Below are 22,511 nucleotides of genomic sequence, written 5' to 3' on the forward strand. Positions count from 1 at the left end.
CATGTACATTCGGGCTAATCCTCGAACTTTCCTGTTATTATAGCATGAATGGCTTCCAGATTGGCGATAAAATTTCCTTCGTCCGTCACATCCACCCATTCGATCCCTTTCATCCGCCGGAACCAGGAGAGCTGCCGTTTCGCGTAACGACGCGTGTCGCGCTTCAGCCGCTCGACCGCTTCTTCCAGCGGCAAGCCTTCGGTGAGATGCGGCACGATCTCCTTGTAGCCGATCGCCTGCATCGAAGTCGATTCCGGCGGCACGCCGCGCCGGAGCAGCTCCCGCACTTCATCGACCAGGCCCTCGTCGATCATTGCGTCGACGCGCCTGTTGATGCGATCATACAGGACGTTCCGGTCCATCGTCAACCCGATCAGGCAGAACGCGTACGGCGATTCCCTCGGTTCCCGGAAGCCGGCGACCTTCGTCGACATCGCCTCTCCCGTCTCCAGCGCGATCTCCAGGGCGCGGATGACGCGCTTCACATCGTTCGGATGAAGGCGCGCCGCGGATTCGGGGTCGACCTCCCCGAGCCGCTTGTGCAACGCTTCGGCGCCGTGCTCCTCGGCATAATGCTTCAGCTCCGAACGGACCCGACTGTCGGACGGCGCCTCGGGAAAATCAAAGCCGTAGAGGAGCGATTCGATGTACAGCCCCGTGCCGCCGACGATGAACGGCAGCCGTCCGCGCGCGACGATCTCTTCGATGCATTCGCGCGCCAGCTTCTGAAACTCGGCCGCGGCGAACGGTTCTTCGGGATCGCGGATGTCGATCAGATGGTGCGGGATGCCTTCCGTCTTATCCGGCTTGATCTTGGCGGTTCCGATGTCCATGCCGCGGTAAATCTGCATCGAGTCGCCCGAAATGATCTCGGCGTTCCATCTGCGCGCGATCTCGAGGCTGTAGCGCGTCTTGCCGACCGCCGTCGGGCCGACGAGAACGAGCAGGCGGGGTTTGCCGGTGCGGAGATCAATGACGTTCAACGCGGATCACCCCGTATGCGACGGCGGACGTTTTCTTCGGCATCACCCAGGTGAAGCCGAGCCGCCCGAATTCGCCGCTGTCGCGGTTTTCCTTCAGCACGACGGCGCGGCGCGCGACGCGCTTCGCCTCGCGGACGGCCTCATGCGAGAGCGGCGCCGGATTGGCGACGCCGCGGAGCGGCTCCATGCTCGACGATTCGTGCACCGGAATGCGAAACATCGGATCGAAATAGACAATATCGACGCTGTCATCCGGCAGGGATGACAAATATTCGGCATGATCGGACCGGATCAGTTCGATCCGCCGCAGCGCGGCGTCGGCATCGTCCATTCCCGTCTTGTAGGTGCGCAGGCCTTCGCGGACGATCGCGTGCAGCACCGGCTCGCTCTCGAGGGCGACGACGCGGCCCGTCGGACCCGCCGCGAAGGAGAACACGAACGCGTCCCCCGCCAGTCCGGCCGTGCAGTCCACGATGCTGTCCCCCGGCCTCACCCCGCTGATTTCGACGAGCGGATCGCGCACGCCTTCGCGCAGCCGCTTGACGCGGACGAGCGCCATGCCCGGGTGATAGCGCAGCGGCTGGCCGCCGTCCTTCGTGTGCAGCCTGAGCCCGTCAGGGCCGGTGACCAACACCCGCTTCGAGCCGTACCGCCTCATGAAGGAAGCCAGCGTCGCGTTGCCGCGCGGCACGTATCGGCCGCCCAGCTCGCTCGCCAGACCTTTCGCCTGCGCGGTTTCCTCTTCCGTCGGCTTCATGCCGGTCGTCACGATCATTATATCACCCGTTTGAACATTTTCTCCAGCTGATAGGTCGAGATGTGGACGACGATCGGACGTCCGTGCGGGCAGGTATACGGCTGGCTGCAGGCGGACAGGCGGGCGATCAGCGCCTCGCCTTCTTCGCGGGTCATCCGGTCGTTCGCCTTGATCGACGCCTTGCAGGCGGTCATGATCGCCGCCTTCTCCCGCAGCTTGCCGATGTCGATCGACTTCTTCTCCGCGAGAATCCATTCGGCCATCTCCTCGATGATTTCCCGTTCACTGCCCTGCGGCAGCCATTCGGGGTACGCCCGGACGAGGAAGGCGCTGCCGCCGAACGGTTCCAGTTCGACGCCGGCCGCGGCGAACGCGTCAAGCCGGCTGCGGATCGCTTCCGCTTCACCGGACGTGAACTCGAGCGTCATCGGCACGAGGAGCGTCTGGCTCAGTTTCGGCGGCTCGGAGAATTTGCGGAGATAGTATTCGTAATTGATCCGCTCGTGCGCCGCGTGCTGGTCAATCAGATACAGGCCGTCCTCGCTCTGGGCGAGGATATAGGTGCCGTGAAGCTGACCGATCCAGGACATCTCGGGAAAAGCCCGGCGTTCGGAGTCCTCGCGCTCGCCGTCCGGCCGGACGGCATCTTGCCCGGCGGCCGGATGAGGCTGAACGGCATCCGCCGGTCCGGGCTTCGCGGCCGGATTTGCAGCATCGGCGGCCGGCGCCGCCGCCGGGCCGGCCGCACCGGAGAATCCGCCGGTATCCGCGGTCGAACGGTCCGCGCCATAGGCCAGACCGGCGGCCGTCTCGCGGATCGCGGCTTCATTCAGCCTGGCGGACGGCCGGTACAGACGATCCGCGGCGTCGCGCGGCACCGCGATTCCGCCGGCGGACGGCGGCTTGACAGCGGGCCGGTCCGGCGGTGCCGGCGGGAACGAAAGCCGTTCCTGGATGACCGCCGGCTTCATCCCGGCGGCGGGCGCCGAAGGAATGTGCGCCGTCCGCCCGAGCGCGCGGCGCAGCGCCGATTCGACCAGCTCCTTCAGTTCCGCTTCCTTGCTGAAGCGCACTTCCTGCTTCGCCGGATGGACGTTGACGTCGAGCAGGCCGGGATGCATGCCGACTTCCAGCACGACGAGCGGAAAACGGCCCGTCGGAAGCAGCGTATGATATGCTTCGAGAATCGCCTGCTGGATCGCGAAACTGCGGATGTAGCGGCCGTTCACGATCGTCGTGATGCCGCTCCGGTTCGCCCGGGTCAGCTCCGGCTTCGACAGCCAGCCCTCCAGCCGGTAGTCCGGATGATCGGCGGCGGCCCGCAGCATCTGCCGGGCGGCCGCCGCGCCGTAAATCGCGGCGATCACCTGCAGCCGGTCGCCGCCGCCGGTCGTGCGGAGCAGCGGGTTTCCGTTGTGCGTCAGCGTGAACGCGATGCCGGGATGGGACAGCGCCAGCCGGTTCACGCAATCGGAAATATGGCCGAGCTCGGTCTGAATCGTTTTCATGTATTTCAGTCTGGCCGGCGTGTTGAAAAACAAGTCCCGCACGACGATTTCCGTTCCCTTGGGCGATGCGGCCTGCTCGATCGACCGGACATGGCCGCCTTCGAGGACGATTTTCCGCCCGAGTCCGGAGTCGTCCGCGGCGCTCAGGCAGGAGACGCGCGAGACGGCCGCGATGCTCGGCAGCGCTTCGCCGCGGAAGCCGAGCGTCGCGATGCGGAACAGATCCCGGTCCGTGCGGATTTTGCTCGTTGCATGGCGCTGGAACGCCCGTTCCAGATCGTCCGCCTCGATGCCCGAGCCGTTGTCCCGCACGCGGATGAAGGTCAGGCCCCCCTCTTCGACCGCGATATCGATCTCGGTCGCCCCCGCGTCAATCGCGTTCTCCGCCAACTCCTTCACGACGGACGCCGGGCGCTCGACCACTTCGCCCGCGGCGATCCGGTTCGCAAGCTGCTCGTCCATCACCTGAATGATTCCCATTCGGCTCCCCCGCTTTCCGCTGCCTGGTCCCGTCCGATTGCTTTACTGCTCGTTCAGCTTCATTTTCATCTCATGGATCCATTGCATCGCCATGAGCGGCGTCATGTTCATCAGGTCGACCTTGCGCAGCTGCTCCAGCACGTGGGTCTCCGTGGCGCTGCGCTTCGGTTTCGACGGCGCCGGCGGTTCGGCGAACAGCGCCAGCTGCAGCGGCTCTTCCGCGGCGGCGGCCGCTTCGGGAGCGGCGCCGGCGCTGACGGCCGTTTCGCGCACCGCATCCGCTTCACGCGCCTCCGATGAATCTTGACGTTTTGCTTCGGCCGAATGTTTTTCCAACCGTGCCTGTTCGGCTTCCGCCTGATGCAGCAGCTCGTACGCCCGTTCGATGATCGAATCCGGCAGTCCCGCCAGCTGCGCGCAATAGATGCCGTAGCTTGTCCCCGCCGCGCCCGGCACCAGCTTGCGCAGGAACGTCACGGTGCCCGCCTCTTCCGCGACGGCCATGCAGCCGTTCGACAGGCCGGCGAGCGTCTGTTCAAGTCGAGCCAGTTCGTGGAAATGCGTCGACACCAGCGCCTTGCATCCGATCCGGTCGTGCACGTATTCGATGACGGCCTGGGCGATCGCCATCCCTTCCGACGTCGACGTGCCGCGGCCCAGCTCGTCGATAATGACAAGGCTGCGGCGCGTCGCCCGTTCGGTCATGATCTGGATGTCCCGCATCTCGACCATGAACGTGCTCTGGCCGCCCGCCAGGTCGTCCGCCGCCCCGATCCGCGTGAAGATCCGGTCGGTCAGCGGAATCTCGGCGCGCCGGGCCGGCACGAAGCAGCCGATCTGCGCCATGATGCAGAGGAGCGCCGCCTGGCGCATGTACGTGCTCTTGCCGGCCATGTTCGGCCCGGTGATGAGCAGCATCGGCGAATCCGAGGTCAGGCGCGTCCCGTTTGCGATGAACGGCGAATCGCCCGTCATCGTCTCGACGACCGGGTGCCGCCCGTCCTCGATGATGAGGTCGTACCCTTCGGTGATGACGGGACGGACATAGCGCCGCTCCGCGCTGACGGTCGCGAACGACTGCAGCGCGTCGATCGCGGCTATCGCGCCGGCCAGCTTCTGCAGCCGTTCGATCTCCCCGGCGATCCGGTCGCGCAGCTCGACGAATTTCCGGTACTCGAGGTCGACCATTTTCTCCTCGGCTTCGAGGATGAGCTGCTCTTTCTCCTTCAGCTCCGGCGTGACAAAACGCTCCGCGTTGGCCAGCGTCTGCTTCCGCTCATAGCGCCCTTCCGGCAGCAGCGCCAAATTCGCCTTGGACACTTCGATGTAGTAGCCGAACACTTTGTTGTACCCGACTTTAAGCGACTTGATGCCGGTCGCCTCGCGCTCGATGCGCTCGAGTTCGGCCAGCCATTGCTTGCCGTTCAGGCTCGCCTCGCGGAGCCTGTCAAGATATTCGTCGCAGCCGCTCTTGATGAGTCCGCCGTCCCGCACCGAAACCGGCGGGTCGTCTACGATGATGGCTTCGATCCAGTCCGCGATGTCGGCGCACGTGTCGAGGCTGTCCACCAGCCGGGCAAGCGCCGGAGAACCGGATGAAGCGCAGAGGCTTGCGATGGCCGGCGCCTGGCGGAGCGATGTCTTCAACGCAACCAGATCGCGTCCGTTCGCACTGCCGAACGCGATCCGGCCGACCAGCCGCTCCAGGTCGTAGATTTCGCCCAGCGCGGTTCTCAGCTCTTCACGCAGCATGAGGTCGGCATGCAGCTTGTCCACCGCATCCAGCCGCTCCTCGATGGCGGCGCGGCTGAGCAGCGGCTTGTCGATCCACCGCCGGAGCATCCGCGCGCCCATCGCCGTGCACGTGCGGTCGAGCAGCCAGAGCAGCGAGCCGCGGCGGCTGCGCTCGTGCACCGTCTCGGTGAGCTCCAGATTACAGCGCGTATGCTGGTCGAGAATCATGTATTGATTCGCTTCGTATTCGCGGAAGCGCGACAGATGGACGAGCGCCCGGCGCTGCGTCTCTTCGAGATAGCCGGTCAGCACGCCGATCGCCCGGCGTCTGACGGGCGCGAGTCTTGTGAGCGCCTCCGCGCCGAACCGCTCTGCGAGCCGGCCGTCCTCTGCCGCCTCCCTCGCGGTATAGACGATGTTCCGCCCGGCCATCGCCGGGGATTCCTTCAGCTTTGCGAGTATTTGTTCGGTGCCGACGATTTCGCGCGGCTGATACACGCCCGTCTCGTCGGCGATCGCCTCGATATTGGCGGGAAAAGACGTCACATACAGCTCGCCCGTCGACAGGTCGCAGACCGCCAGCCCGCAGAGGCCGTCCTCTTCCGCAAGGCCGGCGATGAAGTTGTTGCCCCGCTCTTCGAGCGACCGGGTCTCCATGATCGTCCCGGGCGTCACGATGCGGACGATTTCGCGCCGGACAACGCCCTTCGCGGCCTTCGGATCTTCGACCTGCTCGCAGATCGCCACCTTGTAGCCTTTGTCGATCAGCTTCGCGATGTAGCTTTCGGCGGAATGGTACGGCACGCCGCACATCGGGATCCGTTCTTCGCCGCCGCCGTCCCGTCCGGTCAGCGTAATCTCCAGTTCGCGGGCGGCCAGAATCGCGTCATCGAAGAACATTTCGTAGAAATCGCCCAGGCGGAAGAAGAGAAACGCGTCCTTCACCTGTTCTTTGATCGCCAAATATTGCTGAATCATCGGCGTATATTGAGCCGTCATGCCGCCCCTCCCATGATTACCGGTCCAAGCCGGACATCATTGGTCATTATACCAGAAAGCGCCCCGATCGGGGAGCAAACGGCAGCAAGCTGTAAAAGCGCGGCGAACGCTCAGCGGCCGGGCGACGCAGCTGCGCCTGTCGACGGCGGATGCCAGCGGCTTCCCGTCCTGTCGCCGTCGGCGCCGGTGTTTCCGCCCCCGTCACCGTTCCGCACGGACAGCCCCCATTTCGGCCGGATATCGGCCTCCTCGCGCCACACCGCTTCCCGCTCGAGCGCGGCGAAGAACGGCGCGATCCAGCGCCGATGCGAGGCGTAGCCGGGCACGCGGCGCATCGCGTCGTGCACCCGGCGGGCGATCGCGCGCAGCGCATCCCGGTCGCCTTCGTAATAGGCGCGCCGGCCCGCCTCCGTCTCGCTCGGCAGGCCGGTAAGCGCCGCCAGCAAGGCGGTGTGCCGCGCAGCCAGCAAAGCTGCGGCGAACGCCGCCTGCGCCGCGAGCGGCGAGACGAGCCAGCTCGGCGGCGTCCGGTATTCGAAGCCGTAAGGTTTCGCGCGGAAATCGCCGAGCGCGCCGTACCGCGGCCGGCGCCGCAATGCGCGCGCGTCCTCCGCCGCGGCCAGCGGCAGCGCGACGCAGCTGTCGAGCACGCGCAGCAGCCGGGCGCTCGGCGGAACGTTCAGGTGCAGGTGGCCGCCGAGCGCGAAGCCGGGCACCGGCATCCCGCCCGCCAGCCAGCGGAGCGGCCGGCCGTCCTCCGCCGTCATCGCCTCCGCCCGCCGCATCAGCCCGCGGATGCCGCGCATGAGGCCGGCCGGGTCCGGCGCCGGATCGGGCCTAAGCTCCGCCACCGGGCAGCGGAGCCGGCCGCGCACGCGCAGCGCGTCGCTTCCGGCCGCCCCGTCGCGCGGGAAATAGCGCGAAGCGGAGACGACGCGGCCGTCCGGGCCGACGAGCAGAAACTCGGGATCGGCGCCGATCAAGAGCTCCCGCCGGCGGCCGGCCTCCGCCTCCGCTTCCTCCGCCAATGCCGCGCGGAACGCCCTCGCCGCCTCCGCCCAGAGCGGCAAATCCCGCTCCGCCGGCCCGCCGAACGGTCCGGCCACCCGCACGGCGCCGTCGTCGGCCGCCGCGAGCAGCACCGTGCCGAAGTCGCGGCCGGCCGCGTAAAGCGCCTTGACCGCCGCCGCTTCGAGCCGGCGCCTGAGCGGATGGGGCCCGTTCCAGTCGGCGGGCAGCAGGCCCGATCCCGGGCCGACGCGACGGACCGCAAGCGGCTGCAAATGAAAGACCGGCACTTCGAACAGCCGCACGCCTCCCGCAGCGCCCGCATGCCCGTCCGATCCTTCGGCAGCGGCCTCCCCGCCCGCAACAGAAGGATCGAACCTGACGCCCGCAAGCCGCATCTGCCCGATATCGTCCGGATCCAGCCCGGGACGGCCGTCCATGAGCCAGACGCCGGCGTCGAACCCGCGTTCCGCCGCCGCGCGTTCCCGCCGGGGCCGCCGGAACATGATCACCGCGTCGCCCGCCTTCGGCATGCCGTCATGCCCGCAGCGCGGCAGCTGCAGTTCGGCGGCGATCCGCGCCATGGCCCCGCTTGCCGCCGTTTGCTCATCGATCCACAATCGGCCCGTCACGCCGCATCACCCCCGACCGCCGCAAGGCAAGCACCGCCCATTCGACAAAAAAGAGGGCATACGCCCTCGAATCATTGCACCTGTTCGCATATCCTGCATATGAGAACCGGCCATTGCAGATCCGGAAAACGGCGCGACCCACACGCCAGCCGCCCGCCGGCTTACAGCTCGTCGTCCAAAAGTTCCGGATCCAGATCTTCGTAACCGCCGTCGTCGTAGCCGTCGTAAGCTTTGTCCTCGTCGCCGCAGCCGCCGGGGCACACGGCGACGCACACCTTCGTCTCCGCGATCATTTCGACGGCGAACTCGCGCTCGACGCGCACGACGACATCCGCGCCGCTCGCGGAAATGTTCGCTTCAACGCAGCTCGGCTCCTGCGTCGCGACGGCGGACACTTCCTCCGTCGAAGCCCGGTGTTTCGGGTCGATGTAGGAAAGCGGCACAAGTTCGGAATACGAAATCGTCTCTTTGGCAACGTCCGTCTCGGAGTTGCGGTTGTAGGAATACCAGATGTTGATATCGTAAGTGCCGATGACCTCGATACCGTCGCCCGACCGGACCGCTTCGTATTGATGATTGATGATCCAGGCCCCCAGAATGCTGGTCGGCCGATGGGGCGGCGTGACGGTGTGGGAGACGGTGGAGAACTTACGACCTTTTCCGCAGACAGCCTTCGTGATTATCTCTCTGCACTTCAGCTGTTTATCTGCAATTGCCATGCGGTTTAACCTCCTCCATGCAATCATTCAGTTAAAGTCTATGCAGGACATGGGCGAATGTTGATTGCGCCGCGGCAACTTCATCTTTATGTTTATGCCGCGCAAGGCTTGTGTTAGTATTCGGCTTCTCAGCAAAACGACGCAATTTTCATCCGCCCGTCCCCGCAGTTTTCGGACAAGCCCGCTTCCTCTGGAAAAAGGCCCGCCCGCATGCACAACGCTCAGCTTTCCGCTCACCGGTCTCTGTAACCCGGCGACAGCCGCGCCTCGATCAGCGAGACGAGTCCGTACATGACGGCGGCGACCGCGCCGATCACGATGAGCGATGACAGCACCAGCGTGAAATTGAACACCTGGAATCCGTAGATGATCAGATAGCCGAGTCCGCTTTTTGCCGTCAGAAACTCGCCGACGATGACGCCGACCCACGACAACCCGACATTCACCTTCAGCGTCGAAACGATCGTCGGCAGCGAGCCGGGCAGGACGGCCAGCCGGAACACCTGGCCGCGCGTGCCGCCGAACAGCCTCACCACCTTCAGATAGTTGGCGTCGATTTCCCGGAACCGGCCGTAGATCGTCAGCGTCGTAATGATGATCGTCACCGACACCGCCGTCATGATGATCGAGAGATACCCCGGACCGAAGCCGACGATGAAAATCGGACCGAGCGCCACCTTGGGCATGCTGTTCAGCACGACCAGGTACGGATCGAGCACGCGCGAGACGACCGGGAACCACCAGAGCAGCGCCGCCAGGGCGGTTCCGCCCAGCGTGCCGAGCACGAAGCCTGCAGTCGTCTCGGCCACGGTCGTCATCGTATGCGGCAGAAGCGATCCGGAAGCGGCGAGTTCCCCGAGCATCCTCGCGATTTTGCCCGGGTAGCTGAACAGCAGCTCGTCGATCCAGCCGGAACGAACGGCCGTCTCCCACAGGATGATGAAGGCGGCGAACAGCGCAATCTGCAAAATCCGGACAAGCAGCGTGATTCGCGCGGCCCGCGAACGGTACTTATGCTCAAGCTCGCGAATCCAGCTGTGTTCCCGCTCCTCGGGCATGGCCCGGACCCCCTCCCTCCGAATCCTGAATCATCCCCCGCAGACGGTGGAACAGCGGCCCGAATTCCGGTTCCCACCGCGCTTCGGACGGCTGTCTCGCGCGGATCGAAGCCGGCACGTCCAGCACGGTCCGGATGCGGCCGGGCGATGCGTCCAGAATGACGACGCGGTCGCTCATCGCGGCCGCCTCTTCCAGATCGTGCGTCACCAGCACGGCCGTCACGCCGCGCGCGCGCACCGTCTCCCATACGAGATCTTCAAGCTGCAGCCGGATGAGCAGATCGAGCGCCGAGAACGGTTCGTCGAGCAGCAGCACATCCGGCTCCCGCGCCAGCGTCCGCACGAGCGCGGCGCGCTGGCGCATCCCGCCGGACAGCTCATGCGGAAAGCGGCGCGCGGCCCCGGCCAGGCCGAATTCGGCGAGCAGCCGGTCGACACGCCGCTCGGCTTCCGGACCGCGCGCGCCCGCGATTTCGAACCCGATCAGCGCGTTGTCGCGGATGTTCCGCCACGGGAACAGATAATCCTGCTGGAGCATGTAGCCGATGCGCGGGTTCGGGCCGCTCACCTTCTCGCCCGCCAGTTCGACGGTTCCCCGCGAAGGCTTGATGAGGCCGGCCAACAGATTGAGGATTGTCGTCTTGCCGCAGCCGCTCGGTCCGACCAGGCTGACGAATTCGCCGGCGGCGACGTCAAGATTCAGCCCGTCCACGGCCAGCGCCGCGCCCCCGGGACCGACGTAAGCGTGCGATACGCCGGACAGTCGAAGCATGGCGTCCATCCGCATCCCTCCTCCGCTTGCGCCATGCGGCTGACGCGCTTTTCATCAGCGCAGCGCCTGCTCCGCGAACGTGTTGTCGACGATCGCTTCACGCGGCGTCCGCTCCGTGATCTCGCCGGCCTGCTCCATGATGTCCAGCAGATTGTTCCATTCTTCCTCGTCAATCACGCCGCCGACGGCGTACGATTGCTGCGCCTTGTACCGCTCGATGACGCGGACGGCAATGTCCCGGTCCGTGCCTTCGAAAAACTCGAGCACCGCATCCGCAATTTCGCCGGCCGGATGGTCTTCGACCCACCGCTGCGCCTTCGTGACCGCGTTCGTGAACCGCTGGACGATTTCTTTATTTTTCTCGATGTAGCTTCGCTTCGCCATGAACACCGTGTACGGCAGCCGGCCGCTCTCAACCCCGAACGACGCGAGGACGTAGCCTTTGCCTTCCTTCTCGAAGATCGACGCCTGCGGTTCGAACAGCTGGACATATTCGCCCGTTCCCGATGCGAATGCCGCCGGAATATTGGCAAAATCGACGTTCTGGATCAGCTCCAGGTCTTCATGGGGATCGATGCCGTGCTTCCGCAGCGTGAATTCGCCCGCCATCTGCGGCATGCCGCCCTTGCGCTGGCCGAGGAACACCGACCCTCTCAGATCGTCCCAGTCGAACGATTCCTTCTTCTCGCGGGCGACGAGGAACGTGCCGTCGGTCTGCGTCAGCTGGGCGAAATTGATGACCGGATCATCCGCGCCCTGCTGATAGACATAGATCGACGTTTCCGAACCGACCAGCGCGATGTCGATGCCGCCCGACAAGAGCGCCGTCATCGTCTTGTCGCCGCCGGCCGTCGTCTGGAGGTCGACCTGAAGTCCCTCATCCGCAAAAAAGCCCTGGCTCAGCGCGACATATAAGGGGGCGTAAAAAAGCGAGCGCGTCACCTCGCCCACTTTCACTTTCGCCGCCTCTTTCGAACCGCCGCCGCAGCCCGCCAGCAGCGCGGCGATCAGCGCGGCCGCGAGCAGCCATCCGTATCGCGATCGCTTGTGCATGCACTTTCACCGCCTTTTTCTACCGGGTTGAATCGGGTGTGTTACAGCCTATTCTCGGGGCAGGCGGTTGGTGTATGGCGGCGGGCGCCCAAGTACGAAAAACCCGGCCGGTCCGCCACGCATGGCGATCCGGCCGGGTCTTGCGCCCGGGATTACAGCCGGTAGATCTCGCGGTATTTTTCCTCCAGGTAATCGGTCAGGTAGGACGGATTCAGCGGTTCGCCGGTTACGCGCCGCACGATCTCGCCCGGCGTCTCCAGCTTGCCGTACCGGTAGATGCGCTCCGTCAGCCAGTCCTTGATCGGGATCAGGCGGCCGGAGCCGACCCGCTCCCACATGTCCGGCATTTCCCGCTCCATGGCGGCGGCGAACTGCGCGGCGTACATGTTGCCGAGCGCATAAGACGGGAAGTAGCCGAACGCGCCGCCGGACCAGTGGACATCCTGCAGCACCCCTTCCGCGTCGTTCTTCGGCTCGACGCCGAGGTACTCCTTGTACTTCGCGTTCCAGATCTCCGGCAGATCCGCCGCTTTGGCGCCCCCGTCGAAAATCATTTTCTCGATCTCGTAACGGATGATGATGTGAAGGTTGTACGTCAACTCGTCGGCTTCGATCCGGATCAGCGAAGGTTCGACGATGTTGATCGCCCGGTAGAACGATTCCGCATCCGTATTCAGCCGGCCCGGAAAATGGCTTTGCAGCTCGCCGAAATAGCGCTGCCAGAACGGACGGCTGCGGCCGATGATGTTCTCCCAGAACCGCGATTGCGACTCGTGGATGCCCATCGACGTGCCGGTATGCAGCGTCGTGCCGGCAAGCTCGCTGCCGATGTTCTGCTCATACAGCGCGTGGCCGCCTTCATGGATGGTGCCGAACAGGGCGCTTGCCACATCGTCCTTGAGATAGCGCGTCGTGATGCGGACGTCGCCGGGACCCAGGCCCGTCGCGAACGGGTGGACGCTTTCGTCCAGCCGGCCGGCGTCGAAATCAAAGCCCATTTCCTTCAGAATGAACAGACTGAACCGGCGCTGCGCTTCCGGCTCGAACGTGCCGGCGAGGACCGAACGGTCCGGCTGCGCGGGCGATTCGGCGATCGCGGCTGCGAGCGGAACGAGCTTCTCCCTAAGGCCCCCGAACAGCCGGTCGAGTTCGGCGGTCGTCATGCCCGGCTCATACTGGTCGAGCAGCGTGTCGTAGCGCGTCCCCTTCACGCCCCACAGATCGATGAACCGGTTCGTAAACTCGATGATCCGCTCGAGATACGGCCGGAAGCCGGCGTAGTCGTTGTCCGCCTTCGCCTGCTCCCAGAACGCTTCCGCCTGCGACGTCAGCACGACGTATTCCTGATACAGCTCCGGCGGAATGCGCCGGTTCCGCTCGTATTCCTTCGCCGTCTCGTCGACCAGCCTCCGGTCGATCCGGGACAGGTTCCCGTACGCATCGGGCTCCCGGAGACGCGCCAGCAGTTCGCCCATCTCATCGGATACGGCCAGTCTGAACGACTCGGCCGACAGGACGCCGACCGCCTCCGAACGCCCGTCGATGCCGCGCTTCGGCGCGCCGGTCCGCATGTCCCAATACGCGAGCCCGATCACTTCCTCGTAGCTTTTGATCTTCTTGATCAGCTCGCGGAATTTCGCGAGCGCTTCCGCCTTCTCCATGCATCCAACCGCCTTTCCAGCAATTTGGCTCTCCACTTGATGATACGTCCGCGCGCACCGTATAATCAACTTTGACTTGCGGCGGCCCTGGGCCGCGAAAGGAGAATCGCGATGCGCATTGACATGACGCCGGAAGCTGCCGCCCGGCTTGCCGCCATGCCGGGCGTCGGACGGCGGCTCCGGCTGATCTATGATGCGGAAGGCTGCGGCTGCGCCGTCAGCGGCGTCCCCGCTCTGCACGCGTTGGATGAACCGGCGCCCGGGGATGCGGAGGCGGAGACGAACGGATCGTTCGAGATCGGGTATGACCCGCGGCATGAGGTGTTTTTCGAAGACCGTCTGGTCATCGACCTCGCGCCGGACGGCGGCGGTCTGATGCTGCGCGGCGCGGGACAAATCTATACGACGCATCTCAGGGTCATCACGGCCCGCAGTTCAGGAGGGTAATCATGAACCGGCTGGAATCCATATTGGAACATAACCGAAAGTTTGTCGAAAACCGCGAGTATGAAACGTACATGACGGATCGCTTTCCCGACAAGAAAATGGTCGTCGTCATCTGCATGGACACGCGGCTGACGGAACTGCTGCCGCGGGCGATGAACCTGCGCAACGGTGATGCGAAGATCATCAAGAACGCCGGCGGCATCGTCACACAGCCGTTCGGCAATATCATGCGGAGCATCCTGATCGCGCTGTATGAATCGCGCTGTATGAATTGAAGGCGACCGAAGTGTTCATCGTCGGACATCACGAATGCGGCATGACCGGTCTCAATCCGGATGTCGTGCTGGAGCACATGCGCGAGCGCGGCATCGCCGATTCGACGATCGAGATGCTGACGAACGCGGGCTTTCAGCTCGACCGGTGGCTGACCGGGTTCGACAACGTGCGCGACAGCGTCGAGAAAAGCGTCCGCATCGTCAGCCGCCACCCCCTGCTGCCGCCGGGCACCTGTGTGCATGGCCTGATCGTGCACCCCGTCACCGGCAAGCTCGACCTCGTCGTGGACGGCTACACCGGACAAGCCGTGTGAGCGCTGCGGGATTCCGGCGCTACGGATCGCGCCGCCGCGCAGCCGTCCGCTCGGCCGCTGCCCTCGCCCGCGCTTCAATGACGTCCGAGCGGTCGCGCAGCGCGTGCCGCCGGACGATGCTCTCCTCGAGCGGATCGTCCGCTCCCCAGGCAAAACCTTGCCGGCGAGCCCGTTCCTGCAGCAGCTTGAGCAGTTCGCCGTCCCGGATCGGCAGATTGACCGCCCGGTAAACGGCTTCTCTCCCCGCCGCTTCGAGCCGGCGCGCCGATTCGGCTGCGATTTCTTGCACCGCCGCGCCGTCCAGTCCGAGCCGGTCGAGCGTCTCCGGGCGGAGCCGCGCCGCCGCGCCGCGGTATATTTTCACCGCGCCCGCCGCATTGCCGCGTCGATGATGGTACAGCGCCACCGCGAGCTGGATCAGTCCGACCCAGACGTCGCGGTCCGGATCCCGGAGCGGCAGCGATTTCCAGTATTCCTCCAATCGTTCATGGCATTCGAAGTAATCGCGCGTCGCGTGAAACTCGAACAGATAATCCACATACGGTTCCGGATACGCGGACATGCCCGTTCACCTGCCAGCCTGCCTGTTCTTGTAACGGCATTTTCTTAAACAATTTTCTTGAAACCGGGACCCGACCCGGACGTATAAGTTGATGATACCAGAAGACAGAACATAGTGGGAGGCAAGTTTTATACCATGAAGTCCTCGACCTGGACGAAAGCGCTTCTGCTGCTCACCGTCTTCACCGTGTTCTTCGTGACGGTCGCCGAACCGGCCGATGCGCGCCGCGGCCGCTTTACCGCACCGAGGCAGACGTTCAAGGAGCAGCCGAAGAAAATTCAGGACAACAACGTCAGCAAAACCGATCGGACGGCTTCCGGCACCGCTTCTAGCACGAAGGCCGGCGCGAACACAACCGGCGGCACCGCCGGCACGCAGCGCGGCTTCTTCGGCGGCGGCAGCTTCATGAAGGGCCTCATGATCGGCGGTCTCGCCGGCCTTCTGTTCGGCAGCCTGTTCGCCGGCATGGGATTCTTCGGCGAACTGCTCGGCCTGATGATCAATGTGCTCGCCATCTATTTCCTGTTCGTGCTGATCCGCGCCGCATACCGGTACTTCCGCGACCGGAGACCGCCGCGTGAATCGAGGAGACCGTACTGAGCATGCGGCTGTCAATGGATGAGATCGTCAACGCGGTCTGCCTTCATTTCGCCGAACGGAAAGGCGTGAAGCCGACCGACGTTGAAGTGCAGCTTCAATGGGATGAGGATTACGGCTATACGGCCGAGGTCTGGGTGCTCGGCCGCAGCCAGTACATCGTCGAAGCGAACCTGCTCGAAGCGATCGAACGCTACATGCTCACCGAATACGGCAGACGGGTGTTCCGCGAACAGATCCGGCTCGGGTTGGACGACGAGATCTGGGCAGATATTGCGGATTGACGGCGGGTTCAGCCTGCGAACGCGGGGAGGCCGTCCGGCTCATCATCGAATGGGCCGGGCGGTTTTTATTTTGAGTACGGGGCTCCGGAAGTGCCGGTATGTTTTTACGTTTATTTTTTTGGGCGCCATGGAAACTTTGCCAAGCAACCTTCCTCCATCTTCTGCGTTAAACTAATAGATTCACAGATTGCCAGAGGAAGGATGTTGAGCCTCGAATGGAACTTCGGGCCCTACGGGCGGTTCTCGCGCTGCTGATCATTTTCGCGCTCAGCCTGCAGGCGGCATCCGCGGCGAACGCCGCGGCGGATCTCGCCCGCATCACGAAGTACCGCGTCTATCAGAACGACAAACCGCTCAAAGAATTTGCCACGGAATCGCAGGCGATCGCCTACGCGAAGCAGTTCGCGTACAGCCGCGTCGAGAAGATTGCCGACCGCGCCTGGGTCTGGCACAATTATCCTCGCTATGCGGTGTATGTCGACGGCGTGCTGGCACCGAACATGCTGTTCCGTACATATGCCGAAGCGAAAAAGGCGGCGGCCGGCAAAATCAACGTCGCGATCCGCGATCTCGAACAGCCCGGCTGGGCCTACGCGAAATTCGCGCGTTACCGGTTGTACCAGGGGCACAAAACCCTCCCCGCCTGGTCGTTCACCACGCTGGCGGAGGCGAAAGCCGTCGCGAAATATTATCGGAACATGCATGTCATCGATCTGGCGACGAATTCATGGATCTGGGACAACCTTACGGATGAAGAGGAAGCGGCGGAACGGGAAAAAGCTCCCGCCTATGCCGTCCTCGTCAATGGCGAACCCGGCGAGAAGCGCTACGGCTATCTGCGCGACGCCATTCAGGCCGCGGCCGGCATCGCGGGCAGCGAAGTCATCCATCTGGACACGGGAACGGTCGTCCATTCGAACGTCCCGCCGTTCGCCGTCTTCCAGAACGGCAAGGAACGGAAAAGGTTCTTCGGCCTCGACAACGCCGTCGCCTACGCGAAGGGATTGGCCGGAGCGGAGATCATCCGGGACGGCAAGGTGCTCTGGACGAACATCCCGTATTACCGCGTCTACCAGGGCGACCGCGAAGTCCGGCAGTTCCATGCGCTGAAAAGCGCGATCACCGCCGCATCGGGCCTCGCGAACGCCTCCATCCGCACGGAGGACGGACGGGTGCTCTGGAGCAACGCGAGCCGGCTGCTCTACCTCGGCTGGAACGGTTCATCGAGCACGGGCACGATTCTGAGCCAGATTGCGAACACGCAGGGGCTCGACATCGACTCGCCCACCTGGTTCCAGCTCGCGTCGGCGGACGGCACGCTGGAGGACAAGTCGGATCCGGCGCTTGCGAAGGAATTGAAGGCCCGCGGCATCAAGGTCATGCCGCTCGTGAACAACCAGTTCGACCGGCGGATGACCAGCGCGTTTCTCGCCGACGAAGCGGCGCAGAAGCGGTTCATTGACGCCCTCGTGAACCGGCTGGCCGAGCTCGGCGTCTACGGCGTCAATCTCGATTTCGAGGAAGTGGCCGGAACGGACCGGAACCGTTATACCGCCTTCGTGCGGAAGCTGGCGGACGCCGTCCATGCCCGCGGCATGAAAATATCCATCGACCTGATCCGCGGCGACAAAGCCTGGAATCACCAGACCGCTTACGATCATGAGAAAATTGCGGAAGCCGTCGACTACATCATGATCATGGCCTACGACCAGTACTGGAGCGGCAGCACGAAGCCCGGCTCCGTATCCGGTCTGGCCTGGACGGAGCAAGGCATCATCGATTTTCTGTCCTACGGCATTCCCCGCTCGAAACTGTTCCTCGGCGTGCCGTTCTATGTGCGGGAATGGAAAGTCGACGCTTCCGGCAACGTGCTCGGCTCGCGGGCGGTGCTGATGAAGGACATCCCCGCCCTGCTGAATGAGGTCGAGGAGACGGCGGTTTACGACCCGACGTTCGGTCAGACGAAAGTGACGTATGTCAAGGACGGTCAGACCTATGTGTTCTGGATGGAGACGGAGCAGACGATCAAGGCGAGGATCGAACTGGCGAAGAAGTACGATCTGGCCGGCGTCGCCGTCTGGCGGCTCGGCTACGAACCGGCGGATTTGTGGACCATGATGCTCAGAATGAAATAACGGAAAGGCGGACGCCGCGGGTTGCGGCGTCCGCCTTCTTCTTCCCCGGCTTTCAGCTGCCCGGCTCCGCCAGCCGGGTGCGCCGCACGACCGCGGCAGCCCATTCCGGCGCGGCATGCCCGATTGCAAGCAGCAGCCGGGCGGCGCCCGGACGGCCGAGCACCGTCTGCAGCAGACGTCCGAGCCGCAGCGCGCCGGCGCATTCCCGGCGGAAGAACCGCTCGTATTCGCGGCGCCACGCATCATCCGTCATGTCGCCGCGCAATCGGCGATCGGCCAGCCGCGCGCAGACCAGGCCGGAGCGCAGCGCGATCGACATGCCGTCGCCGCAGAGCGGCGGAATGCGGAGCGCCGCGTCGCCGACGAGCGGGCAGCCGGACCAGGCGAGCGGCCTGCGGTCGAGCATGACCGGCGAGACCGCGGCCTCCGTGCCGGGCACGGGCCTGGCGCCTTCGAGTCTGCGCGCCAGTTCGGGATGGCGGCGTGCCGCTGCGGCGATCCAGGCCAGGGCGGAAGACTCCCCGCCGCCGAACGCCCGCGGATCGAGCAGCGCCGCGGCGTTGACCCGCCCGCCGGGCACGGGCGACAGGCCGAGGTATCCGCCGCGGAACGCGTAGAGCTCCGTCACCGGAATGACGGGGATTCCCTCGAAATGGACCTTTACGCCAAGCAGCCGGGATGCGCCCGTCCGGGCGGCGCGCGGGTCCGCGAACGCCTTGCGCGCTCCCGCTCCCCAGGCGCCGACGACGACGCGCGCGTGAACCGTCCCCGCCGCTCCGTTCCCCTGCGTGTCGACGGCGTAGATGCCGCCTTCCCGGCGGATGCCCGCCGCCCGGATTCCTTCGCGCACTTCCGCTCCCGCCCGCCGGGCGCCGTCCAGCAGCGCCGCGTCCAGTTCACGGCGGCTGATGCCAAGCGCGGCGCCGGGAAGCGGCACGTCGAGCGGCCTGCCGCCGGCCGCCGACAGGCGGACGCGCTCGATCCGGACGGGCGACAGGCCGTTCACCGCGTCTTCGAGCCCGAGCTCGCGCAGCGTCGTCTTCGCTTCCGGCGACAGAAATTCGCCGCATACCTTGTGCCGGGGAAAGGCGCGCCGCTCCAGGACGATCGTCTCCCATCCCGCCGCGGCCAGCGCGCGGGCCGCGGCGCTGCCGCCCGGGCCTCCGCCGATCACGACCGCGTCAACCGTCTTGTCCGCCAGACGCATCACCGCCTTTTTCCGTACCGCTTTTCCGGATGACGACGACATAGCGGTACGGCGCCTTGCGCGCATACCACATCTCCCGGATGCCGCCGTCAATGGCCAGCTTGTCCCAATCCTCCTCGCGGAATCCGCGCGCCACGGACAGCGGCGCGTCGGTCCGGATGCAGCGGTTCCCCGTCAACAGCCGCGCCGTCAGCCACACCGCGGCCCAGGGGACGATGTGGCGGCGAAGATCGCTCAGGACGACGCCGATCCGGGAGACGCCGAGCATGCGGCGGATGACGCGGGGCAGCTCGTCCGGTCCGAAATGGTGGACGAACTGCGTCGCCGTGACGATATCCGCCGCCTGATCCGGCAGGTCGAACAAATCGCCGCGCGCCACTTCAATCCGCGCATCCCCGCGAAACAGCCGCCTCGCCTCGCGGCAAGCTTCTTCCCTGACGTCGACCAGCCGGATCGCGATCCCGATCCCGTTCCGTTCCGCCCAGCGGAGCAGCGAACGGTTCACATCGCCGGAACCGGCGCCGATATCAAGCACCGACAGCCGCGCGGGCCTGCCCGCTTCGATCCAGAGACGCTCGACGCCGGTGCGGATCGGCGCCGCGGCCGCGAACAGCCGGTTGAGCATCCGCAGCCGGCGGTAGGCGCCCGCAAGCTCCGCTTCCGGCACGCCGCTGCCGTCCATTCGCTCAGGCTGCGAAGCCCGCATCCGAAGCAGGTCAAGCATGGACGGCAACCTGCCCGCTCTCCCCGGGAACCGGGGCATGCGCGAAGCCGAACGGCAAGAGCTCGGCCGTCAGCCCCGGACCGAAGGCGACGGCGATGCCGTCAAGCGGTCCGGTCCGTGTCGGCCGCCGCTGAAGCTCCCGCCGCAGCTCCTGCATCACGAACAGAATGGCCACGGAGGACATGTTGCCGTACTGCCGCAGCACTTCCCGGCTCGGACGCGTCTGCTCCGCCGACAGCCCGCACGTCTCCTCCACCGCGTCGATGATGCCGCGTCCGCCGGGATGGATCGCCCACAGCCCGGGAGCCGTTCCCCCCGCCATGAACGGACGGATCTCCGCGGGCAGATGGGTGCGGATCAGCCTGGGCACATTCGCCGAAAGCATCAGTTCGAATCCGTACGGCCCGATGTTCCAGGTCATGTCCGCTTCCCCGCCCGGCAGCAGGACAGACCGGGGCTGCCCGAGCCTGAACACGGCAGTCCGCCCGTCCGCCGGCGCGCCGACGACGCAGGCGGAAGCGCCGTCTCCGAACAGCGATGCGGCGAACAGATCTTCCCTGGCGCCCGAAGGCTGGAAATGCAGCGTACAGAGCTCGACGCAGACGACGAGCACGCAGACGTCCCCGTTCGGGGAAGCGGCCGCGAACTGCCGGGCCAGCCCGATCGCTTTGAGCCCCGCCGCGCAGCCGACGAACGTGAGCGGCAGCCGATTGACGCTCGCCGGCAGGCCGAGCGCCCGGATAAGCTCCGCGTCCAGTCCGGGCAAATATTGCCCCGTGCAGCTTGTCGTGATCAGGTGGGTCACGGCCCCGGGCGGCGTGCCGCTGTCCGCGAGCGCCCGCTCCGCCGCAAGACGCGCGAGCGGCAGCGCCTCACGGCGATAGACGCCCATCCGTTCGGCGGTGGCGGGAGCCGCCTCCCGGCTCCGCGGAAAATAGCGGCACGCGCCGGCTTCCTCCAGCAGATTCGGCTCGCACGTGTAGCGCGCCTCGATGCCCTGTTGGCGGAAGATGCGCCGTGCCCAGCGCGCCGCGCCGGGATCGTCCCGCAGCGCTTCCGCCACCCGCAGCGCCGTATCCGCCTGATCCAGTCGCCAGGCCGGAACGGCGGTGCCGATGCCGAGCAGCGCGATATCCGGCGTATGGTCCATCCCGCACTCACCCTTTCCTGTCGCATCAGCCGCCGCTTGCCCGCAATCGGACAAGCGATGCCGCTACACGATTGTATTCGGGAACGGGCCGAAGTTATGCACGCCGTGCCGGATGCCGGCCGCATATCGAGTAGGAGGGGGCGGCTAGCCCCCTCCTACTCGATTCGTAAGGGTCAGGATTTGAAAAATTCGATCCGTTTTCTCAGATTGGCCGAATGCTGCTGAAGCTGTTCGGACGTCGACGTGATTTCCTGCATGAGCGCATATTGTTCCTGCGTCGACGCGAACACTTGCTGCGCCCCTTCCCGGATCTGTTCCGCAATTTCGACGACCGCGCGCGCCTCGGCGAGCGTGCTGTTCATTTGCTCCGCCTGCATCATGACGCGGTTCGACGCTTCCACCACGATCTTGTGCACATTGTCCGCCTCTCCGGCAATCAGGCGCAGCGCTTCCGCGGACTTCTCGCCGTGTTCGGACTCCTGTTCCGCCACTTCATACTGCTCGGAGATCTGTTCCACCACTTGTCTGATCTCCTGCTGGATCTGTTCGATCAGCTGCCGGATATCCTGCACTGATTCGGCGCTCTGCTGGGCCAGCTTGCGGACGGCTTCCGCGACGACCGCGAATCCGCGTCCTTCCTCCCCGGCCCGCGCCGCTTCGATCGAGGCGTTGAGCGACAGCATGTGCGTCTGGTCGGCGATGCCGGCGACGACTTCGGAGATGTTCCCGATCAGGCCGGCATGCTCGTCCAGCCGCCGCACGGTTTCGATCGATTCCCGGTTGAGGACGGCCATTTTCCGCATGCCTTCCACTAGCGACGCAATCGCTTCGCCGTTCTCGTGGATCGTCTGATCCATCTTGATCGCCGATCTCCGCGCTTCTTCGGCCAGCTCGCTGATCTCGTTCGCGGCGCTTGATGCCAGCTCCAGCGAACGGAACATGACGGCCGTCGATTTGGACTGATGTTCCGCGCCGTCGGACATTTTGTCGACACGGTCCGTAATGTTCTGGATGTGCCGGGTGGCCTGTTCGATCGCATTCCCCAATTCGCCGACATGCAGATGGGTGGCCTTGTAGTTGTCCGCGATGCCGTCGACGATCGTGCGCAGCTGCCGGATCATCGCGTCGAACGACAGGGCAAGCGCTCGCAGTTCATCGTCCGAACGCGGCGGAACGACCTCGACGTTCAGGTAGCCTTCGGACACCTTGTTGGCCGTCTGCATGAGCTGCTTGAGCGGCTTGATCAATCGGTTCGCCGCCAGCATGCCCAGAAATCCGGTCCAGAAAATGCCAAGCAGCAGCGTGCCGACAATAAACCAGACTTCGGATATATGTTCATCTAAATAATCCATTAGCACCAGAATGAAGAACGCGCTTGTTCCGTACGTTACCGCCGATACTGCCGTGATACCGAGTACGACTTTTTTCATGATACTGAATTTGAATTTCACG

19 protein-coding genes and 1 pseudogene are annotated in these 22,511 nt (G+C 65.0%); 5 read left to right on the top strand and 15 right to left on the bottom strand.

Annotated features, from left to right (window positions below):
* Positions 1-14: 14 nt before the first annotated feature.
* The 10 genes from miaA to THECO_RS08635 all read right to left on the bottom strand — a co-directional run bounded on the left by miaA (position 15) and on the right by THECO_RS08635 (position 13,364).
* Positions 15-983: a tRNA (adenosine(37)-N6)-dimethylallyltransferase MiaA gene (miaA, locus tag THECO_RS08590; protein ID WP_015254641.1), complete on the bottom strand. Its 969-nt coding sequence runs from the start codon at positions 981-983 to the stop codon at positions 15-17.
* The gene (locus THECO_RS08595; RefSeq protein WP_015254642.1) at positions 970-1,758 is read right to left on the bottom strand and encodes a class I SAM-dependent methyltransferase; all 789 of its coding nucleotides are present in this window, start codon (positions 1,756-1,758) and stop codon (positions 970-972) included. Before THECO_RS08595 ends, miaA begins: the two co-directional genes overlap by 14 nt.
* Positions 1,758-3,728 carry a DNA mismatch repair endonuclease MutL gene (gene mutL / locus THECO_RS08600; protein WP_015254643.1) on the bottom strand — a complete coding sequence of 657 codons (1,971 nt, stop codon included), beginning with the start codon at positions 3,726-3,728 and terminating at the stop codon, positions 1,758-1,760. Before mutL ends, THECO_RS08595 begins: the two co-directional genes overlap by 1 nt.
* 42 nt (positions 3,729-3,770) lie before the next feature.
* Positions 3,771-6,461 (bottom strand): DNA mismatch repair protein MutS, encoded by a 2,691-nt coding sequence (gene mutS / locus THECO_RS08605; protein ID WP_015254644.1) that lies wholly within the window; start codon positions 6,459-6,461, stop codon positions 3,771-3,773.
* Positions 6,462-6,571: 110 nt separating this feature from the next.
* On the bottom strand, positions 6,572-8,101 hold the full coding sequence (locus THECO_RS08610; RefSeq protein WP_015254645.1) for a putative amidoligase domain-containing protein: 1,530 nt from the start codon (positions 8,099-8,101) through the stop codon (positions 6,572-6,574).
* A 161-nt stretch (positions 8,102-8,262) separates the two neighbouring features.
* The gene (locus THECO_RS08615) at positions 8,263-8,820 is read right to left on the bottom strand and encodes an outer spore coat protein CotE (RefSeq protein ID WP_015254646.1); all 558 of its coding nucleotides are present in this window, start codon (positions 8,818-8,820) and stop codon (positions 8,263-8,265) included.
* Positions 8,821-9,053: 233 nt separating this feature from the next.
* Positions 9,054-9,878, bottom strand: coding sequence for an ABC transporter permease (locus THECO_RS08620; RefSeq protein WP_015254647.1), 825 nt, complete (start codon positions 9,876-9,878; stop codon positions 9,054-9,056).
* Complete coding sequence (locus THECO_RS08625) at positions 9,838-10,659, bottom strand: ABC transporter ATP-binding protein (protein WP_015254648.1); 822 nt, start codon at positions 10,657-10,659, stop codon at positions 9,838-9,840. Before THECO_RS08625 ends, THECO_RS08620 begins: the two co-directional genes overlap by 41 nt.
* 45 nt (positions 10,660-10,704) lie before the next feature.
* Positions 10,705-11,703: an ABC transporter substrate-binding protein gene (locus THECO_RS08630; RefSeq protein WP_015254649.1), complete on the bottom strand. Its 999-nt coding sequence runs from the start codon at positions 11,701-11,703 to the stop codon at positions 10,705-10,707.
* Positions 11,704-11,855: 152 nt separating this feature from the next.
* On the bottom strand, positions 11,856-13,364 hold the full coding sequence (locus THECO_RS08635) for a carboxypeptidase M32 (RefSeq protein WP_015254650.1): 1,509 nt from the start codon (positions 13,362-13,364) through the stop codon (positions 11,856-11,858).
* A gap of 111 nt (positions 13,365-13,475) precedes the next feature.
* Here THECO_RS08635 and THECO_RS08640 point away from each other — a divergent pair, with 111 nt between their 5' ends.
* Together THECO_RS08640 and THECO_RS08645 are read left to right on the top strand one after the other, a co-directional pair.
* Positions 13,476-13,811, top strand: a complete 336-nt coding sequence (locus THECO_RS08640; RefSeq protein WP_015254651.1) for an iron-sulfur cluster biosynthesis family protein — start codon at positions 13,476-13,478, stop codon at positions 13,809-13,811.
* Positions 13,812-13,813: 2 nt separating this feature from the next.
* Positions 13,814-14,400: pseudogene (locus THECO_RS08645) on the top strand (beta-class carbonic anhydrase).
* A gap of 19 nt (positions 14,401-14,419) precedes the next feature.
* On the opposite strand, the gene THECO_RS08650 reads toward THECO_RS08645, so the two are convergent.
* Positions 14,420-14,962 carry a DUF309 domain-containing protein gene (locus THECO_RS08650; protein WP_015254652.1) on the bottom strand — a complete coding sequence of 181 codons (543 nt, stop codon included), beginning with the start codon at positions 14,960-14,962 and terminating at the stop codon, positions 14,420-14,422.
* 135 nt (positions 14,963-15,097) lie between these two features.
* On the opposite strand from THECO_RS08650, the gene THECO_RS08655 reads away from it, so the two are divergent.
* The 3 genes from THECO_RS08655 to THECO_RS08665 all read left to right on the top strand — a co-directional run bounded on the left by THECO_RS08655 (position 15,098) and on the right by THECO_RS08665 (position 17,978).
* Positions 15,098-15,562, top strand: coding sequence for a hypothetical protein (locus THECO_RS08655; RefSeq protein WP_015254653.1), 465 nt, complete (start codon positions 15,098-15,100; stop codon positions 15,560-15,562).
* Positions 15,563-15,564: 2 nt separating this feature from the next.
* Positions 15,565-15,843: a YxcD family protein gene (locus tag THECO_RS08660; protein WP_015254654.1), complete on the top strand. Its 279-nt coding sequence runs from the start codon at positions 15,565-15,567 to the stop codon at positions 15,841-15,843.
* A 215-nt stretch (positions 15,844-16,058) separates the two neighbouring features.
* A complete protein-coding gene (locus tag THECO_RS08665) occupies positions 16,059-17,978 on the top strand; it encodes a glycosyl hydrolase family 18 protein (protein ID WP_015254655.1) in 1,920 nt (639 codons plus the stop codon).
* A 52-nt stretch (positions 17,979-18,030) separates the two neighbouring features.
* Here THECO_RS08665 and THECO_RS08670 read toward each other — a convergent pair whose 3' ends face one another.
* From THECO_RS08670 to THECO_RS08685, 4 genes are all read right to left on the bottom strand, one after another.
* Complete coding sequence (locus THECO_RS08670) at positions 18,031-19,185, bottom strand: NAD(P)/FAD-dependent oxidoreductase (RefSeq protein WP_015254656.1); 1,155 nt, start codon at positions 19,183-19,185, stop codon at positions 18,031-18,033.
* Entirely contained in the window at positions 19,160-19,909 is a 750-nt protein-coding gene (locus THECO_RS08675) for a methyltransferase domain-containing protein (RefSeq protein WP_157373700.1), read from the bottom strand. The genes THECO_RS08670 and THECO_RS08675 overlap by 26 nt, the downstream gene beginning before the upstream one ends.
* Entirely contained in the window at positions 19,902-21,059 is a 1,158-nt protein-coding gene (locus tag THECO_RS08680; RefSeq protein WP_015254658.1) for a type III polyketide synthase, read from the bottom strand. Before THECO_RS08680 ends, THECO_RS08675 begins: the two co-directional genes overlap by 8 nt.
* A 173-nt stretch (positions 21,060-21,232) precedes the next feature.
* Complete coding sequence (locus THECO_RS08685; RefSeq protein ID WP_015254659.1) at positions 21,233-22,510, bottom strand: methyl-accepting chemotaxis protein; 1,278 nt, start codon at positions 22,508-22,510, stop codon at positions 21,233-21,235.
* Position 22,511: the final 1 nt, after the last annotated feature.

The organism is Thermobacillus composti KWC4 (assembly GCF_000227705.2).
Classification (GTDB): Bacteria; Bacillota; Bacilli; order Paenibacillales; family Paenibacillaceae; genus Thermobacillus; species Thermobacillus xylanilyticus.

Coding starts and splice junctions, on each gene's coding strand:
- THECO_RS08595 (WP_015254642.1), bottom strand. CDS start 1,758: ATGATCGTGACGACCGGCATGAAGCCGACGGAAGAGGAAACCGCGCAG.
- mutL (WP_015254643.1), bottom strand. CDS start 3,728: ATGGGAATCATTCAGGTGATGGACGAGCAGCTTGCGAACCGGATCGCC.
- mutS (WP_015254644.1), bottom strand. CDS start 6,461: ATGACGGCTCAATATACGCCGATGATTCAGCAATATTTGGCGATCAAA.
- THECO_RS08615 (WP_015254646.1), bottom strand. CDS start 8,820: ATGGCAATTGCAGATAAACAGCTGAAGTGCAGAGAGATAATCACGAAG.
- THECO_RS08620 (WP_015254647.1), bottom strand. CDS start 9,878: ATGCCCGAGGAGCGGGAACACAGCTGGATTCGCGAGCTTGAGCATAAG.
- THECO_RS08625 (WP_015254648.1), bottom strand. CDS start 10,659: ATGGACGCCATGCTTCGACTGTCCGGCGTATCGCACGCTTACGTCGGT.
- THECO_RS08630 (WP_015254649.1), bottom strand. CDS start 11,703: ATGCACAAGCGATCGCGATACGGATGGCTGCTCGCGGCCGCGCTGATC.
- THECO_RS08635 (WP_015254650.1), bottom strand. CDS start 13,364: ATGGAGAAGGCGGAAGCGCTCGCGAAATTCCGCGAGCTGATCAAGAAG.
- THECO_RS08640 (WP_015254651.1), top strand. CDS start 13,476: ATGCGCATTGACATGACGCCGGAAGCTGCCGCCCGGCTTGCCGCCATG.
- THECO_RS08650 (WP_015254652.1), bottom strand. CDS start 14,962: ATGTCCGCGTATCCGGAACCGTATGTGGATTATCTGTTCGAGTTTCAC.
- THECO_RS08655 (WP_015254653.1), top strand. CDS start 15,098: ATGAAGTCCTCGACCTGGACGAAAGCGCTTCTGCTGCTCACCGTCTTC.
- THECO_RS08660 (WP_015254654.1), top strand. CDS start 15,565: ATGCGGCTGTCAATGGATGAGATCGTCAACGCGGTCTGCCTTCATTTC.
- THECO_RS08665 (WP_015254655.1), top strand. CDS start 16,059: ATGGAACTTCGGGCCCTACGGGCGGTTCTCGCGCTGCTGATCATTTTC.
- THECO_RS08670 (WP_015254656.1), bottom strand. CDS start 19,185: ATGCGTCTGGCGGACAAGACGGTTGACGCGGTCGTGATCGGCGGAGGC.
- THECO_RS08675 (WP_157373700.1), bottom strand. CDS start 19,909: ATGCTTGACCTGCTTCGGATGCGGGCTTCGCAGCCTGAGCGAATGGAC.
- THECO_RS08680 (WP_015254658.1), bottom strand. CDS start 21,059: ATGGACCATACGCCGGATATCGCGCTGCTCGGCATCGGCACCGCCGTT.